This window comes from Mycobacterium sp., assembly GCF_049683935.1.
In the GTDB taxonomy this organism is placed as follows: Bacteria; Actinomycetota; Actinomycetes; order Mycobacteriales; family Mycobacteriaceae; genus Mycobacterium.
The window spans coordinates 1-16188 of sequence record NZ_JBAUJR010000276.1; the positions used below are offsets into that span (position 1 = coordinate 1).

Annotated in this window: 19 protein-coding genes; 16 read left to right on the plus strand and 3 right to left on the minus strand. The window is 66.3% G+C overall.

Annotation, left to right across the window (positions count from 1 at the left end; translation table 11 throughout):
* Positions 1-319: 319 nt before the first annotated feature.
* The 10 genes from WA965_RS16110 (at position 320) to WA965_RS16155 (ending at position 6571) form a co-directional block, all read left to right on the plus strand.
* On the plus strand, positions 320-1192 hold the full coding sequence (locus tag WA965_RS16110) for a phosphoadenosine phosphosulfate reductase domain-containing protein (RefSeq protein ID WP_069404045.1): 873 nt from the start codon (positions 320-322) through the stop codon (positions 1190-1192).
* Between the two features lie 26 nt (positions 1193-1218).
* The gene (locus tag WA965_RS16115; protein WP_131815058.1) at positions 1219-1614 is read left to right on the plus strand and encodes a L5-gp82 domain-containing phage-derived protein; all 396 of its coding nucleotides are present in this window, start codon (positions 1219-1221) and stop codon (positions 1612-1614) included.
* 19 nt (positions 1615-1633) lie between these two features.
* Positions 1634-2089 (plus strand): hypothetical protein, encoded by a 456-nt coding sequence (locus tag WA965_RS16120; RefSeq protein WP_236442195.1) that lies wholly within the window; start codon positions 1634-1636, stop codon positions 2087-2089.
* A 52-nt stretch (positions 2090-2141) separates the two neighbouring features.
* Entirely contained in the window at positions 2142-2651 is a 510-nt protein-coding gene (locus tag WA965_RS16125) for a hypothetical protein (RefSeq protein ID WP_236442197.1), read from the plus strand.
* 147 nt (positions 2652-2798) lie between these two features.
* Positions 2799-3770: an IS481 family transposase gene (locus tag WA965_RS16130; RefSeq protein WP_064898557.1), complete on the plus strand. Its 972-nt coding sequence runs from the start codon at positions 2799-2801 to the stop codon at positions 3768-3770.
* A gap of 432 nt (positions 3771-4202) precedes the next feature.
* Positions 4203-4757, plus strand: coding sequence for a hypothetical protein (locus WA965_RS16135; protein WP_236442167.1), 555 nt, complete (start codon positions 4203-4205; stop codon positions 4755-4757).
* Between the two features lie 44 nt (positions 4758-4801).
* Positions 4802-5299 carry a glutaredoxin family protein gene (locus WA965_RS16140; RefSeq protein ID WP_084222946.1) on the plus strand — a complete coding sequence of 166 codons (498 nt, stop codon included), beginning with the start codon at positions 4802-4804 and terminating at the stop codon, positions 5297-5299.
* Entirely contained in the window at positions 5284-5835 is a 552-nt protein-coding gene (locus WA965_RS16145; protein ID WP_236442165.1) for a hypothetical protein, read from the plus strand. The genes WA965_RS16140 and WA965_RS16145 overlap by 16 nt, the downstream gene beginning before the upstream one ends.
* Positions 5836-5987: 152 nt before the next feature.
* Entirely contained in the window at positions 5988-6281 is a 294-nt protein-coding gene (locus WA965_RS16150; protein WP_236442163.1) for a hypothetical protein, read from the plus strand.
* Positions 6278-6571 carry a DNA cytosine methyltransferase gene (locus tag WA965_RS16155; protein ID WP_236442161.1) on the plus strand — a complete coding sequence of 98 codons (294 nt, stop codon included), beginning with the start codon at positions 6278-6280 and terminating at the stop codon, positions 6569-6571. Before WA965_RS16150 ends, WA965_RS16155 begins: the two co-directional genes overlap by 4 nt.
* Before the next feature lie 220 nt (positions 6572-6791).
* Here WA965_RS16155 and WA965_RS16160 read toward each other — a convergent pair whose 3' ends face one another.
* A complete protein-coding gene (locus WA965_RS16160) occupies positions 6792-7451 on the minus strand; it encodes a TetR/AcrR family transcriptional regulator (RefSeq protein ID WP_069404053.1) in 660 nt (219 codons plus the stop codon).
* Between the two features lie 156 nt (positions 7452-7607).
* On the opposite strand from WA965_RS16160, the gene WA965_RS16165 reads away from it, so the two are divergent.
* From WA965_RS16165 to WA965_RS16190, 6 genes are all read left to right on the plus strand, one after another.
* A complete protein-coding gene (locus WA965_RS16165) occupies positions 7608-8057 on the plus strand; it encodes a PaaI family thioesterase (protein ID WP_051562215.1) in 450 nt (149 codons plus the stop codon).
* Positions 8054-8728, plus strand: a complete 675-nt coding sequence (locus WA965_RS16170) for a TetR/AcrR family transcriptional regulator (RefSeq protein WP_526447795.1) — start codon at positions 8054-8056, stop codon at positions 8726-8728. The genes WA965_RS16165 and WA965_RS16170 overlap by 4 nt, the downstream gene beginning before the upstream one ends.
* A gap of 76 nt (positions 8729-8804) precedes the next feature.
* Positions 8805-9230, plus strand: coding sequence for a DUF6188 family protein (locus WA965_RS16175; protein WP_069404066.1), 426 nt, complete (start codon positions 8805-8807; stop codon positions 9228-9230).
* A gap of 96 nt (positions 9231-9326) precedes the next feature.
* Complete coding sequence (locus tag WA965_RS16180) at positions 9327-12413, plus strand: MMPL/RND family transporter (RefSeq protein ID WP_069404055.1); 3087 nt, start codon at positions 9327-9329, stop codon at positions 12411-12413.
* A 187-nt stretch (positions 12414-12600) separates the two neighbouring features.
* A complete protein-coding gene (locus WA965_RS16185) occupies positions 12601-13836 on the plus strand; it encodes a DNA cytosine methyltransferase (protein ID WP_236442159.1) in 1236 nt (411 codons plus the stop codon).
* Between the two features lie 81 nt (positions 13837-13917).
* Positions 13918-14703 (plus strand): deazapurine DNA modification protein DpdA family protein, encoded by a 786-nt coding sequence (locus WA965_RS16190; RefSeq protein ID WP_236442157.1) that lies wholly within the window; start codon positions 13918-13920, stop codon positions 14701-14703.
* A 95-nt stretch (positions 14704-14798) separates the two neighbouring features.
* Here the strand turns inward: WA965_RS16190 and WA965_RS16195 are convergent, their stop codons facing one another.
* Both WA965_RS16195 and WA965_RS16200 read right to left on the minus strand, forming a co-directional pair.
* The gene (locus WA965_RS16195) at positions 14799-15329 is read right to left on the minus strand and encodes a hypothetical protein (RefSeq protein ID WP_236442169.1); all 531 of its coding nucleotides are present in this window, start codon (positions 15327-15329) and stop codon (positions 14799-14801) included.
* Between the two features lie 28 nt (positions 15330-15357).
* Complete coding sequence (locus WA965_RS16200) at positions 15358-15849, minus strand: hypothetical protein (protein WP_236442155.1); 492 nt, start codon at positions 15847-15849, stop codon at positions 15358-15360.
* Positions 15850-16188: the final 339 nt, after the last annotated feature.

A 16188-nucleotide genomic window follows, 5' to 3' on the forward strand; every position in this document is an offset into this window, starting at 1 on the left:
CCCACCTGGTGGGGGCGAGGATGCACGTAGGCGCCCGCTGGCGTCGCCCCCGCCCCGCGCTGGTGCTGCCGACGCCCCTTCGGGAACGAACTACGCCCGGAGTGCCAGCGCCCAGGTCTGCGTTGAAGGCCCGGTGACGGCTTCTGCTCCTCGTCGCGACGAATCCAGACGACAAACCGCTGAGACAAACGACAGCCGCATGACAAACCCGCTGAGAATATGACACGCGGGCTGAGACCCGCGTCCCACCCCCGCCCCGAAGTGGTTGTCTAAACACCACCATTAGTGGTAGACTAAAAACAACCACTTAGGAGGGGCGATGGCCACCAGCGCGACCACTGACCGAGGAACCGTCACCGCAGGCGACAGCCCCGACTTGCGTTCCTATGACTGGATTTTGGTGTCCTCCAGCGCCGGGAAGGACTCGCAAGCTGCCCTCGACGTCGTAGCCGAGGCAGCCTCACAGGCTGGCGCCCTCGACCGGGTCGTGGTGGTGCACGCCGACCTCGGGGAAGCGGAGTGGGACGGCGTGCCGGAACTGGCCGCCGAACACGCCGCCCACTACGGACTGCGCTTTGAGCTGGCCCGCCGTGAACGCGACGGAGCCCTGTACACCATCCTCGATCACGTCCAGCAGCGCGGCATGTGGCCGAGCAGCCAACAACGTTGGTGCACTTCAGATTTCAAGCGCGGACCGATCCGCAAAGTGATGACCAAACTCGTCGCAGAACTGCGCGACAGCGACCAGGTGGTGGGCCGGCCGGTGCATCTGCTCAACGTCATGGGGCTGCGCGCCGAGGAGAGCAGCGCCCGCGCCCGCCGCCAGCCCTACGCCCCGAATCCCTCAGCCTCCAACGGCCGCCGCCGCGTCGATGACTGGTACCCCATCCACGAACTGTCGACCACCCAGGTCTGGCAGCGGGTCCGCTCTGCCGGCACCCGCCCGCACCCCGCCTACCTGGAAGGCATGTCCCGACTGTCCTGCCGATTTTGCGTGCTGGCCAGCCGCGCGGACCTGGTGTGCTCAGCCCGGCTGAACCCCGAACTGGCCCGCCGCTACGCCGCAGTCGAAACCCAGACCGGGCACCGCTTCCGCGCCGACCTGTCCATGGCCGACATCATCGCCGAGGCCGCCGCCGGTGAACAGGGAGCCTTCCTCGACCTTGCCGAACTGCACCCCATCGGGTCATGAGCACCGCCACCAGTCAGGAGCCGACCATGAGCACCAACACCATTCACCCCGTGCAGGGCCGCGATCCCTACGCCAGCCGCCGCGTGGCGGTGTACAAGAACCTGCACAAGGGCGCCTGGTCGATCAAAGCCCTCGACGGCCCCCACAAGGGCAAGATCGTCGCCCACGCCGACCGCGTCGGACTGCTCGACTGTGCAATGCACGTCGGGCGAGCCGCTCAGGCCCGCATCGCCGCCGGTGCGGCCCGCGAGGTCCACGCCTGGGTGACCGGCCGCCTGGCCGACATCACCCTCGACCACCCCGCCCGCCTGGTCTACCGCCCGCATGAACGTCCCGAGTTCTACCTGGCCGCCACCGGCCGCGCCGTGGCCACCAGCCCAGCCGCACTGTTCACCGACCACGCCTACATCAACGCCGCCTGACGCCCAGAGGAACCCAGCCATGACCACCCCCACCCTCCCCCTGCCGACCATCCCCGACGACACCCTGCGCGAACTGCTCTGCGCCTACTTCTTCGCCCGCGACGACCTCTACGAGACCGAGGCCGACGCCGAGGTCAGAGCCGCCCACCCCGAGTCGATGTGCACCACCAGCCGACAAGCCGTCATCGACCTGGCCGACGAACTGGTCGCCCGATTCGTGCCCGACACCGCTGCTCGCTGCGCCCTGACCGGCGAAGACCCCGCCACGCTGGCCTACACCGGCCCATCGCAACCCCGCGCCGGCGACCTCATCGCCGCGATCCACCCCGGCACCGGACGCATCACCGGCACCGTCCACGCCGTCACCGACCACGCAGCCATCGTCCACTGGCAGTACACGAACCTGCCGCCGATCACCTACCCACTGACCCAGATCGTGCCCACCGCTTGCGGCTGGCACATCAGACGCACCTGATCTCGCCCCCGCACACGCCCCATCACCGCCAAGGGAAGGAACCGACCCCGCCATGACCACCAGCATCGACCGATTCGCCGACAGCGTCCGCTATCACTTCGCCCACCCCCCTGCTGACTGGACCATCCGCAAAATCGACTCCCGTCGCTGGGCGGTGATCAACACCGCCGGAGACACCATCGACACCCACCCCACCCGCAGCGCTGCCGAACACGCCGCTGCCGCCGGCCCCTACGTCCGGATCTGGTCGGACCGCACCGCCTGGTACCTCGGCACCACCAACGACCCCCGCAACCGCACACTGACCCCCGAGGAACTGCGCACCATCGCCACCGTGCTCACCGACCTCGACCACCCCGAGGCCCCCGCCGCCCGCCACCGCGCCTGGCCCGACACCGAATTCTGCGACCTGTGCGACCTCCCCTTGACCGGCCCAGGCCGCCTGTGCCCCAACTGCGACCACTGCGACACCGAGGACTGCACCAATCCCCTCAACGACGGCGAAGGCTACGACGGCTACTGCGGCGACTGCGCCGATCGCCGCGCCAACCTCTACGACTGACCCGACTCCGCCGGACCTCCGGCCCATCACGTACCACCTCCGGCTAGTTGTCGTGACCTGAGAGGTTGTTGACGGCGCGCCTGCTTGAAATGGGGAGGACCTCCTGACGGAGTGGATGTGTCTGGCATTCACCCGTAGGAGGTCCTCGTGTCTCACGCTAACGCCCGTACCAACCTGTTCGCACGTCGCTTGATCGTGGAGCGTGTCGCGGCCGGCTGGCCGCCCGCGCAGGTTGCTGAACAACTGGGAATTTCGCGGGCCACGGTCTACAAGTGGCTGCGCCGATACGCCGAAGGTGGTGACGAAGCCCTCGCTGACCGGTCCTCGCGTCCGCACCGGATGCCCCGGCGCACCAGCGACCGAGTCGAGAAGAAGGTGCTCGCCGCGCGGCGACGCCGCAAGCGTGGCGCAGTCATGCTGGCTGCTGAACTTGGGATGCACGCCTCGACGGTGGGACGGATCCTGGCGCGTCACCAGGTACCGCATTTGAGTGCAATCGACCCGATCACCGGTGAGCCGGTGCGCTCGTCGCGGCGCAGCCCCAACCGCTACGAGCACCGCACCCCAGGATCAATGGTCCACGTCGACGTCAAGAAGCTGGGCCGCATCCCCAAAGGCGGCGGGTGGCGCCTGCACGGCCGCGACGCCGCGGTGTCAGTGGCCAACCGGCACAAGAAGACCCGCATCGGCTACGACTACGTGCACACCGCCATCGACGACCACACCCGGCTGGCCTACAGCGAGGTACTCACCGACGAGAAAGACCTGACCTGCGCGGGATTCTTGCACCGAGCGTTGGAATGGTTCGCCAGCCACGGTGTGCGGGTGCGTCGGCTGCTGACCGACAACGCCATGGTCTACCGACACGGCACCAACTGGGGCTGGGTGTGCACGGCCTGGGGACTCAAACGCCGGTTCATCAAACCCGGCTGCCCCTGGACCAACGGCAAAGCCGAACGCTTCAACCGCACCCTGCTCAACGAATGGGCCTACGCCCGCCCCTGGACATCCAACAGCCTACGAAAACGAGGACTTGACCGATTCCTACACCGCTACAACACTCAACGAGGCCACTCCGCCCTCGGCGGACACCCACCCATCAGCCGACTCGCCGCCTGACAACAACGTGTCAGGTCACAACAGCTAGTCCCGCTCCGAGCACCCGCCGGCCTTCCCGACTACGAGCCGCTGCCCGGCAGGTATACGCCGGTCTCGCGCCCGACGTAAACCCCCACGGTCACCTCCACCCGCTGCACGCACAACAGAGGGCGGCGACGCTGCACTCAGGCATTGCCTGCGATCCCCACCGCACACCAGCAACGCAGCGGATGGTCCTGTCTTCGGGTGGGAAAAAGACGCCTGGACACGGCGAAACCACCTCTGACCCAGGAACTCTCACCGGGCCCTCTGCCACCTCTGCCACCGCCTCGGCCTCTCGGACGAACGGCACGCAGCCGCAAGCGAACTCAACAAACGAACACCCCAACTGGGAGCCTATACACTACCGATATGTGGTAGTGTATAGACATCACCCCTCGAGAGGAGCGCCCCGTGTCGAATCTTCAATTCACCAACGCCCCAACGGTTTTCGCCTACCGCCACCGTGAAGCGATTCTCTGCCCGTCGTGTACGCAGCACGCGGTTCTGCCGATCACCGAACCGGGTGCCGAGTACGACGACACCGAACACGTCCTCGACGTGGTGGCCCGTGAGGGCGGCCACGACCGCGCGGCGATCACCAGCGACATTCTCCCCGCGCCGATTCCCAGCGTTGAGATCCTCAACCAGGTCTGCTCCGAATGTGCTCAGACGCTGCTGCCCGGCAAGTACTGGGATCACTACCACGCGGTCCTGGCCGCCATCGCCGCCCAGGCCGACACCGTCGAAACGTTGATCGAGCTGCTCAACGGCCACTACCGACCCCAGTCCGGGGTGGCATTTCACCCCGGCGGCGCTGACCGCGATCTGTGGCACGTCCTGCGCTGGGAGCGCAACGACTGGACCACGGTGTGGTCCAAGGCCAACTACTGGTACGCGATGCGCGACAGCCAGGGCAACACCTTCACCTACACCGAAGGCGACCTCGAACGGGGCCCGCGGCCATGAACGCCGCAGTCCTGCAATCCTCCGGCACTGGAAGGAATGAACCGATGTGGATCTGCACCATCAAGACCGAGTACGGCCTCAAGTCCGAGCAGCATCCAAACCCGGAGTCCGCGATCGCGGCCGCCGAATTCTACGCCCGCAACACCGGCGGACTGCCGCTGGAATGGCGCCACGATCGCGGCCTGGACCGCTATGACGCGTGCCTGGTCTCGCTCAACCGCTCCGTGGCCGTGTTCACCGTCGAGCCAGAGACCCCCGACGCTGCCCGCGGTGACGCCGAGCCGGCGATCACCCTCTACACCAAGCCCGGCTGCGTGCAGTGCCGGGCCACCGCCCGCCAGTTCGCCAACGCTGGCGTGCCAGTGAAGACCATCGACGTCAGCGTTGACACCGCCGCAGCCGCGCTGCTCACCGACCTCGGCTACCGCAGCGTGCCCGTGGTGATCGCCGGAAGCCAGCACTGGACGGGCAACCGCCCCGACCGTGCCGATGCCGTCATCCGCCAGGTAGCCAAGCAGGTGCCCTCATGCGGCCGACTCTGAGCCCCGACCAGCGCCACCTGCTGGCGCTGGTCGGCTGCTCCTCGGGAAGCATGTTGCTCGCGGCGATGATCGACGACAGCGCGATGGCGGCCCTGCTGGCTCGCAGCGGCGGCGCCTCGATGCAGACAGCCCTGGACGGCGCCCCGGAGTGGATGACCAGCTACTGGACCTCCGGCCAGAAGTTCACCAGCCCCGGCCTCGGCACCGATCAGGTCCGCTGCGCCGTGACCGCCACGCAGGTACGCAATTTCGGACGCAACCTACCGCTGGCAATGCAGACAGAGATTCGCGAGCTTGAGGCCGCCCAACAAGCCGAGGCCGCGCGCACCTGGCAGTGGTGCTACTGCCCCTACGCCGACACCCCGCGAAACTCTCACGCCGGCCCCTGCACTCGCTACCACCCCAGCGCTGCTGAACACGACGAGCACTACCGGCGTGACCGCCAGCTGCGCACCTGGTCGCAGACGCTGCTGAATCGAGCGCTCGGACTTGCCGAGGCCGGAGCCCAACTCGACCTGTTCGCACCACTGGACTAACCACACCCGCCCTCACCAGAGCCCACCCCCACCCGGCCCGAGGACGACACGCACCGCAGCGACGGTGTCGTCGCCCCGGGCTAAAGGTGGTTGTCTATGCACTACCAAAGTGGTAGACTAAAGACAACCACAACGGAGGGGGATCACCCGAAATGCACACCTGCACTTGCCATTCGATTCGCGAAAGCTCCGGCGGAATCAGCTACTCGCTGTTCATGCTCGGCGTCCTGTGCGGCTACTGCGAAGGCGCCATCGCCGACGCCGAGGCCCAGGCCGAATGGGAGGCCCTGACCCCGGCCGAGCGCATCGCCGCCCGCTGGAGCTACGCCTGCACCGTCGCGATGCCCCGCCGCCGTCCCGGCACCCCCAACGCCGCCGACGCTCCCCCGTTCAGACTCCGACCACACCACCCCCGCAACCCTCAGCACGAAAGGCTCGAGCCATGACCTTCACCCTCACCGACCTGTTCTGCGGAGCCGGAGGAAGCTCCACCGGCGCAGTAAGTTTCGGCAACGTCGCCGTCCGTGTCGGTGCCAACCACTGGGACAAGGCCATCGAGACACACAGCCTGAACCACCCCGACGCCGACCACATCCAGGCCGACCTGTCGCAGATCGACCCGCGCTACTTCCCCAACACTGATCTGCTGTGGGCCAGCCCCAGCTGCACCAAGCACAGCGTCGCTCAGGGCAAGAAGCGTCAGTGTAGGTTCTCACTTTTCGCTGCATGCGCTTGACGCTCTGAACTGCGGCTATCCAGATCGTCTCACTGTCGACGCCTTGCCGTTTGTCTCACGAACCGCTTCATTACCTACAACGCGGTCCAAGTGGCACGGCGCATCGTTCGATTGGTGCTGTCTCTTTTCTAGAAATTCGAGTCGAATCATTACTTGTCTCAGATCTCGTGGTTTGACGCGTCGTCGTGAGCTTCCGCCGGCGATGTCACCCTGGGTCCGTTCAAACGACTTCGCGTACGTCTGCGGGGGTGGCGGCTCTGCGGTGGGTTGCGAGGAAGTTGTCGATGAGGGTTGTGCAGTCGTCGCGCGTGATGGTGCGCAGGCCGGTCATGCGTGCGAATGCGAGGGGTCCGACGAGTTGGCAAATTGCGAGGTCGCGGTCGATGTTGCCGAGTTCGGTGTGGGCTTTCGAGCTGGTGAGGATGGCGTCGAACGGTTGGCGGTACTGGTCGACGACGCGGGCCCGCAGTGCCCCGGATGCGTGACTGTTGTCGGTCTCTTCTTTGGCGCCGGTGGGGCCGAGTGAGAGCCATGCCAGGGTGGTGACGTGCAGCGGGGCGTCGTTGAACAGGGCGGCTTGGCGGCTGAGCAGCTCGATCAGTTGTTCGCGTAAGGAACCGCTGGTCGGTGCTGGTGTGCTTACCTGCGGTAGTAGCCGCTCGAAGGTGGCGGCAAGCAGATGCGACGAGCTCTGAAAATGCCGATAAAGGGTGGTGCGGGCCACCTTGGATGCTTTGGTGACGGCATCGATAGTGACGGCCTCGACGCCTCCGGTGCTCAACAGTGTTGCCGCAGCATCCAATAGTCGATTCCGTGACCGGATCCGCCGCGGATCGATGTCGTCATCATCGGGCAGGGAGGGCTGATTGCTGTCGCTCACGGGTCACCTCGGCGGTCGATTTCGGCGATGTCGCACCGGGAAGTCTAGCAGTTGTGGTACTACCAGTAGCGCAGCGAAACTTGAAGTAGCGGGAGCGTTTCTGTGTCAGATCGTGCGGTGCCGTCGGAACGGCTGCCTTCTCATACCCCGACCTGTATGGGGTGTGGTCCGGACAATCCGCACGGCCTGCATGTGGAGGTCTACCGCAGTGCGGATTCGGTGTATGCCGATGTCACATTCGACGAGCGCCACATCGGAGCCCCCGGCCTGGCGCACGGTGGGGCCGTCGCCGCGGCCTGCGATGACGTGCTGGGCTTCACGCTGTGGATCGCCGGCACGCCTGCGGTGACGCGCAGTCTGACGGTGGAGTATCTGCAACCAGTACCGCTGCACCGGCCCCACCGGATCACCGCGCACATCAGCGCCCGCGAGGGTCGGGCGTTGCACGTCGCGGCGACCGGCACCTGCGAAGGGGCCACCCGGTTCACCGCGACGGCCGTATTCATCGTGGTTGATACCGCACATTTCGCCGCCCACGGCGATATCAGCGGTTTTGGGGAGATCCTCGAGCAGTTCTCGCGCCGCGGCGGCGATCACACACCATGACCGTCGCCAGCGCCCGAGCGAGCGACACGCCCACCGGGCTCGACGAGGAGTATTCGGTTGCCGATCAGGTTCACGCAGCCGGGGTGCCGCGTTCGCGCGTCTCGGCCCGTCGTCGCGAGGCCATCATGGATGCCGCCCTGGCTATAGCTACCACCGGCGGTTACGACGCGGTGCACATGCGGACGGTCGCCGAGCACGTCGGCATGGCCGTGGGCACGCTGTACCGCTATTTCCCGGCCAAAACCCATCTGCTGGTCGCGGCGCTGAGTCGAGAATTTCAGCGTCTCGACGTCGCCGGGACCTGGACACCCGGTGCCGGCACACCGCGGCAGCGATTGGAGCGACTGACCAGCCACCTGCACGGCCGGTGGCAGCGCGAGCCGCTGCTGACCGACGCCATGACCCGGGCTTTCGCCGCGGCCGACACCCGCGCCGCCGCGGAACTTGATTCTGCCGCCGCAACGATCCACACGCTGCTGGCCCGCACCCTCAGCGCGGGCGAGCCGACACCGACACATCTGGTTGTCGCCGGCCTCATCTCCGACATCTGGCTGGCCAACCTGCTCGCCTTCATCAGCGGGCGGGTGTCCGCCGAGGAGACCCGTGACCGCATCGACCGGGCCGTTCATCGGCTACTCGACAGCGCCGCCGCGCACTCCGAGGAACCGTAACGATACTCCTAGTATCGCAGCGATACCTGCCGTACCCTTAGGGGTGCGACTCGATGATGCGTCGAAGGAGAACGCCATGTACACCCAGTGGATCGAAGATTGTGTCGTGCAACGGGTTTCGGTGCGCGACGGCTTGGTACTCGACCTGGACGACTACAACGAAGTCGTCATCTCGCGCCCCCTGCTGCTCACTCTGCCCGCAGCAGATCGCTTTCCCGCCGAGGCAGTCCTCATCAATCCCTTGCAGATCTCGGTCTACGAGCGCCCGCTGCTGAACCTGGCCGGCGCAGTGTGCACCCAGGCCTGGTCCGGTGACGACGGGGGGTTGCACCTGGGCTTCTCCCGTGGTCACCGCATCGACGTCGACCCCGACGAGCAGTTCACCGCGTGGGAGCTGTACGGCAAGCGGCACGGCTACATGGCCTGTCTGCCGCACGGGCGTGTCCGCGTGGTCCGACACGACATCCCCGAAAGCGACGACGCCAACATCGTGAACCGATAAGCCACCGCTGGCTGCAGACCCCATCGACTATCCGATATTCGCTACATAATGTAGCGTAGCGATACCAATAGTATCGTTGATCGTTTAGGGGGTTCGGTGGCCGACCGCACGGCAGGCTCTTCGGTAACACCGGCCCGCGCTGCCCGGCGCGAGACTCCCGTCGATCCCGCGTCCAGCCGTGAATACAGCGCTCGGCTCGCAGCGTTGGGACGATTCACTGTGCGGCACAAAGCCTTGACCATCGGGGTGTGGATCGGCGCCGCGATCGTCTTGGCGCTGCTGTTCCCGCAGCTGGAAACGGTGGTGCGCCAGCAGTCGGTGGATTTGATTCCGCGCGACGCCCCGTCGCTGCAAACGGTGGAGCGGCTGAGTACCGCCTTCAACGAGCAGGGGTCGAAAACCATGCTGTTCGTGGCCATGGAAGACCCCGCCGGTCTGACCCCGGCGACCCAACAGCGCTACGACCGCCTTCTGGAACGACTGCGCGCAGACAGCGAGCACGTGTTACTGGTGCAGGATCTGCTGGCCGATCCGGTCACCCGAGCCCAGGCTGTCAGCGCCGACGGCACATCGTGGTATCTGCCGGTGGGAGTGAGCGGCACGCTGGGTGACCCGACCGCTGCGGAGTCCGTCCAGGCGGTGCGGGACATCACCGCAGAAGTGTTCGCCGGTTCGTCCACCACCGCGCAGGTGACCGGGCCGCCGGCGACGTTCAGTGACATGATCGCCGCCGCCGAGCATGATCTGCTGTTGATCTCGATCGCCACCGCCGCCATGATCGCGCTGATCCTGCTGATCGTCTACCGGTCGGTGTTCACCGCGCTGCTGCCGCTGCTGGTGATCGGGCTGAGCTTGGCCGTCGGGCGCGGCGTCCTGTCCGCGCTGGGCGAGATGGGCATGCCGGTCTCACAATTCACCGTCGCGTTCATGACCGCGATCCTGCTCGGCGCCGGCACCGACTACACCGTGTTCCTGATCAGCCGCTACCACGAGCAGCGCCGCGCCCAGGTACCGGCCGAGCAGGCCATCATCCACGCCACCGCCAGCATCGGCCGCGTCATCCTGGCCTCCGCCGCCACCGTGGCCCTGGCCTTCCTGGCCATGGTGTTCGCCCGCTTGAGCGTGTTCGCCGCCCTAGGCCCCGCATGCGCCATCGCGGTCCTGTTCGGTTTCCTGGCCACCGTCACCCTGCTACCGCCCGTGCTGGCACTGGCAGCTAAACGGGGCATCGGTGAACCCAAATCCGATCGCACCCGCCGCTATTGGAACAGTGTCGCCGTCGCGGTGGTGCGCCGTCCGGTGCCACTGCTGATCGTCAGCCTCGTCATCCTGCTCGCGCTGTCAGCGGTAGCCGCGACCATCAAAATCAGCTACGACGACCGCAAAGGCCAACCCGCCACCACCGCCAGCAACCAGGGCTACCAACTGTTGGACCGCCACTTCCGCAAAGACGTCGTCATCACCGAATTCCTCGTCGTCGAGAACCCCACCGACATGCGCACCGGCAAAGGACTGGCCGACCTCGACGAAATGGCCTCCCGCGTCTCCCAGGTTCCCGGTGTCACCAAAGTCTCCGGCGTCACCCGCCCCACCGGGGAACGCCTCGATCAAGCGCAACTGGCCTGGCAAAACGGTCAAATAGGAGACAAGATGGCCGGCGCGGTCGCCGACGGTAACGCTCGCCGCGACGACCTCACCAAACTCACCGACGGCGCCGATCAACTCGCCGGCGGACTGGCCCAACTCGACACCACCGTGCGCACCGCACTGACCCCCCTGGCGGGCATCCTCACGCAAGCCCAATCCGCCGGCGCTCAGGTCAACCAGTTCCGACCACTACTGCAACAACTCTCAGCGACCGCCCCTGCGGTCGATCAGGCCATCCAAGCCGGCCCCGGCCTACGCCCCCTGGCCGACCAAGCACAACACGCCATCACCACCTTGGACCCGCTCGTCGGTGCCCTCAACACCTCGCCGTGGTGTGCCACCACACCCCAATGCGCCCAGATCCGCGACCAAGTACAGATCCTGACCACCCTGCGCAACAACGGATTCTTCACCCAAATCGCCGACCTCGGCGACCGCTACAACCCCGCCAGCAATGCCACCGTCGCCGGCACCCTCACCACCGTCCAAAACGCCGTCACCTCGCTGGACAACGCTTTCGGGGCGCTGGGAAACCCCGCTGACCTGGCCAGCAACCTGCGCCGCCTCCAAGACGGGATCGGCCAACTCGCCTCCGGAGCCCAAGCGTTGGCCACCGGTGTGCGCACCCTAGCCGACAGCAACATCGAAATGCTCTCCGGGATGAGCCAGATCGCCACCCAACTCCAGAACTCTGCACGCGCCGCCCAGGACTCCGACTCAGCAAGCGGTTTCTATCTGCCGGCCAACGCCTTCGAGAACCGCCAATTCACCGACGTCGCGAAACAATTCCTCTCACCAGACGGCAAAACAGCACGGTTCATGATCGAAACCAGCTACGACCCCTACAGCGTCGAGGCCATGAACCTCGCCCACCAGATCACCGACGTCGCCAACGCCGCGCGCCCCAACACCTCCCTGGCTGAGGCCACCGTCTCGGTCGCCGGCTTCCCCGCCGTCAACTCCGACATCCAACGATTCCTCTGGGCAGACTTCTTCCAACTTGCGCTGGCCACCACCGTCATTGTCGGCCTCATCCTGGTGCTGCTGCTACGCGCACTACTGGCACCGATCTACCTGCTCGGCACCGTCCTGCTCAACTACCTCGCCTCGATCGGATTCGGCGTCCTGGTATTTCAGTGGATCCTCGGTCACGAAATCGCTTGGCCGGTACCTCTATTGGCGTTCATCATCCTCGTCGCCGTCGGCGCCGACTACAACATGCTGCTGGTCTCCCGACTACGCGAAGAATCCGGAAGCAACATCCGCGTCGGAGTGCTGCGCACCGTCGCCAACACCGGCGCCGTCATCACCTCCGCCGGCCTGATCTTCGCCGTCAGCATGTTCGGCCTCATGGTCGGCTCGGTAGCCATCATGATCCAAGCCGGCCTCATCATCGGCTTCGGACTACTGCTCGACACCTTCCTCGTACGCACCCTCACCGTGCCCGCCATCGCCACACTCCTCCGCGAAGCAAGCTGGTGGCCACAACGTGCGCCAACAAACCAACCCCCAACGGCAGTCACCTCCCCCAGATAAACAGACCTGCCAAACCCCGCCATGCTCGCCTCGCCGCCGCCCGTCTCAAATCTAGAGAAACGAGACGATGCCAGGAACCGCCTACCGGTCCGGCATCGCTCCAGGTTGCGCTGTCTCGTTTCTTGTCTCACGAACCTGGCGGATCCGCCATCATTCCGCCAACAACGGTGAGATTCCGCCACGTTCCGTGAGAACCTACATCAGTCAGGACGCCCAGCCCGACCTGTTCGGCGAGACCCTCCCCGAGGAGGCGGCCGAACGTTCGCGCGCAACCATGTGGGATGTGGTTCGCTTCGCCGAATACCACCAGTACCGCGCAGTTTTCGTGGAGAACGTCGTCGACGTGGTGTTCTGGCCGCCGTTCCAGGCGTGGCTCATGGCGATGGAGTCCATCGGCTACACCGGGCAGATCGTCTACCTAAATAGTATGCACGCTCAGCTCTACGGCCCTGGCGCCCCGCAATCTCGTGACCGCTTCTATGCGATCTTCACTCGCACCGGCGACGCGCGTCCCGACGTCACTCGGCTGGTCTCGCCCTACGCCGAATGCTCGGAGTGCGGCCCCGTGCAAGCGATGCAGACCTTCAAGCGACTCGACCGCGCCCCGTGGGGAAAGTACCGCTCCCAGTATGTCTATCGCTGCCGTAACACCGCCTGCCGCAACCAGATCGTTGAGCCGCTGTTCCGGCCTGCCGCCGACATCATCGACTGGTCGCTGACCGGCACCCGCATCGGTGAGCGCAAGCGCCCGCTGGCCGACAAGACGATGGCCCGCATCACTGCCGGGATCGAACGCTACTGGGCACCGCTGCTGGTCCCCGTCGAAGGCCGCGACGGCAAGACCGCCGCCCCCGTCGATCAACCCGCACGGACGATGACCACCCGCAACGAGACCGGCTTGCTGATCCCCACCGGCGGCACCTGGCGCACCGAGGCAGTGCCGACCAGCGAGCCGATCCCCACCCGCACCACCCGCGAAAACGACGGCATCGCGTTCCCCGCCTTCGTGGCCGAACTGCGCGGCGGCTCCTGCGACGCCCGACCGGTCGCCGAACCACTGGCCACCGTCACCGCCAGCGGCAACCACCACGCGCTGATCACCAGCTACTACGGCAACGGAGGCACCACGCCCGCCGCCGAGGCCCTTCCCACGGTCACCACCCTGGAACGCCACGGCCTGCTGACCCGCCGCCCCGCACCGGCCCCACCGCCGGCCATCGACATCAACGACGTGTTCTTCCGGATGCTGGAACCGCGCGAGATCACCGCCGCAATGGATTTCCCCGGCGATTACCAGATGGTCGGCACACGGCGCGAACAGGTGCGCCTTGCGGGCAACGCCGTCACCCCGCCCGCCGCCCGCGACCTCGTCGGCCTGGTCGTGGAAACCCTCACCGGCGAACCACTCCCGACGACCCACTAAGCCACCCGGTGGGGGTGCTCCCCCCACCCCCACCGGGTCCACCAACCCCACCTCACCCACACCGCCGAAAGGACCGCCGCCGTGAGACGCTTCTACCTCGGGACCAGCGAGGTGCGTTGGCTCGGTCAAGCCAACGTCCCGCTGTTCATCTCTCATCGCCGCCTGGCCCCGCGCAAGAGCTTCCCGCGCGCACTGACCGGGTGGGCGTTGGACTCCGGTGGCTTCACCGAACTGTCGATGTTCGGCGAATGGCGCACCAGTGCCCGCGACTACACCGCCGCCGTCTGGCGCTACGACCAGGAAATCGGCAACTTGGAGTGGGCCAGTCCTCAGGATCTGATGACGGAGCCCGAGCAACTGGCCCGCACCGGGCTGAGCGTGCGTGAACACCAACGCCGCACCATCGCCAACTTCCAGGAACTGCAAGACCTTTGGCCCGGCCCGGCGTACGACGTTCCATGGGTCCCAGTTCTGCAAGGCTGGACGCCCGACGATTATCGTCGCTGCATCGACATGTACTACGACGCCGGCGTCGACCTGTCGCAGTGCTTCCTCGTCGGCGTCGGCTCCATCTGTCGCCGTCAGGGCACCGCCGAGATCGACGTCATCCTCTCCACCATCCAACGCCACGACCCGGAGATCCCGTTGCATGCCTACGGCTGCAAGGTCACCGGCCTGAAACGCTACGGCCATCGGATCACAAGCGCAGACAGTCTTTCCTGGAGCTACCAGGCCAGGCGCAGCGCTCCGCTGCCCGGCCACCGCCACGCCGCCTGCAACAACTGCCTCACCTACGCCCTGGCCTGGCGCGAGCGCGTCCTGGCCGTGCGACCGTCCGGACAGATGAGCCTGTTCGACGCCGCCTGAGGTCATCCACACGCGCACAAGCGGTTCCCGGCCCGTCCCCAGAGGACAGGCCGGGCTCCGCTGACGGCTCGCAACCGTCCACCTTCGCCCTCGGGTCACCACAGCCGCGGCTGCTCCCCGAGCATCGCCGCCTCGACCGCAGCTGAATCCCACCCCGACTGGACCGCCTCCCGCAGGGCCAGCGCCCGCTCACGTCGAGCACGAAGCCCAGCACCGCGGGCAATCACCGACGGCCGGCCACCACCGCGGCCCCGCGTGACCATCTGTTCCATGTTTTCCTGCTGAGTGCCCGCCATCACGTGCGGCCGCACACCGGCACCGATCTCCTCGGCGGTCACCACCCGCACGCACAATGTCACGTCGCACTCATGCAACGCCCGCACGTCACCCTGTAGCGGTTGCCCCGCCTGTGCGGCCGCCAGCGCATAACGCGGCGGCCGCACCATCACCACCTGCCGCCAGCCGTTGCGCCGCAAAGCGAAGCGCCCGTACCCATCTGATCCTATGGCTCCGGTCCACAACCAACAATCCTGTCGACCCGGCCCACGCACCACGTGCGCGAAGAACCGCGCGATCTCATTGGCGTGCCGGACCGGGTCAACAATCAAGTCACGACCCTGCCGCATCCGAGGATGGGTACTCATCGGTCGCACGTCAGGCGCTCAACGCCTCGGCGGCCGGCTCCACCGCACCAGCATCGTCGCCCACCGGCTCGTCACCAGCCGTCGCGGCCACATCGACCGAACCGGCACCCTCAGGGTGATCCCCACCAGGCGTGCGGTCGCGGGCAGTGCTGTGTTCACTGTCGGCCAGGCGCAACAGTTCTCGCACCCGCGCCTGGCTCTGCCCGCTTTGGGCTGCGATGCTCGCGATCGTTTCGCCGTTGGCCCGCATCGCCCGCGCTGCCTCGCCGGCGGCCTGGCCGATCCGCACCGTCTTCTCCTCGGCGCTCAGACGAATCCGCTCGATCCGTTCACTCAACGCCGACTCGATCTTGGCGATCTGCTCAGCCGCTTTCGCCCGCGCCGACTCCTGTTCCTTGATCGCCGCTGCTTCGGCATGCGCCAGCTTGTCCAGCTCATCCAGAAACTCGCTCAGTGAGTGCAGGATCGCCTTCTCGCGTGCTTCGCGCTCGGCAGTGGCCACCCGCCGCGCCTCCAAAGCCCGTTGCAAATTGCCTGATTTCGTTCTTCCTTTGCCCATGTTTTCGGATGCTAACTACCCCTGCTGACGTAATCACCCTTCCAACTCCCCCACATCTGACCCCTGCACCACTTCTCCCACCACTCCCAGCCCACACCCCCTCCCACCAGCACCATCACCTTCCAGCCCCTCCTTGTCCCACACACCTCTTGCACTTAGGTCACGACTGCCGCGAATCAACTCAGAGTTGACCGAGCCTGGTGGCGCATTGGGGTGGGTCCTTCCGTGGGCACTGTAGCGACGTTTTCGTTTGGCCTGGTGGACCAACTGCTCTATGGGCGT